This window comes from Haloferax sp. s1 (assembly GCF_058382125.1).
Map to the genome: position 1 here is coordinate 1 of NZ_JBZRPK010000005.1, position 534 is coordinate 534.

Consider the following 534-nt stretch of genomic DNA (forward strand, 5'->3'; position numbering starts at 1 on the left):
TATTCGCTCCGCGCCCAATCGATTGCACCCCACTGCCACCGCGTCAGGACGAATGAGGCACCGCTTTTCCAATCCGCGAAGAAACCCAGCGCCGGCGCCGCATAGGCCCGGACAAACAGCAACTCCGCGTTTGCGTTATTAGCCGGCACAAATTCATCATGCTGCGCCGGCGTACCCAGCTTATCGTCCTGATTCGGCTCGCCACGATTGCCGAGTACCCCGCGCCGAGGGTCTTTCATCCCAGCGGCGCGGGTCGACTCGATGATGCGTTCGTCCGTCGTTTGGGTAACGGCTTCAAAGTCGATTGGCATATTACTGGCTAAGTTCTTCCGTCACTTCAAAATGAAGGGTAAATGCTTCATCCGCTGTCTTTTCCAAAGGCGTATCAAATTCAATGAACACACGACAAATACCCCTATAGTGAGACCCTATATAGACAGCCTTCAAATCACTGGTATTGAAATCCGAGGGGGAAAACGTATGGTTAAGCCCATAAGTACAAGAATTGCCAGACATCGAGAAAAGCGTGTTGGC

General features: G+C 52.8%; 2 protein-coding genes. Both read right to left on the bottom strand.

Annotated features, from left to right (window positions below; all coding sequences use genetic code 11):
* Nucleotides 1-311, bottom strand: a 311-nt coding sequence (locus QT222_RS00015; RefSeq protein WP_491475901.1) for a hypothetical protein, incomplete at its 3' end; no start/stop codon positions are given.
* A 1-nt stretch (nucleotide 312) separates the two neighbouring features.
* On the bottom strand, nucleotides 313-534 hold a 222-nt coding region (locus tag QT222_RS00020), incomplete at its 5' end, for a hypothetical protein (protein WP_491475902.1).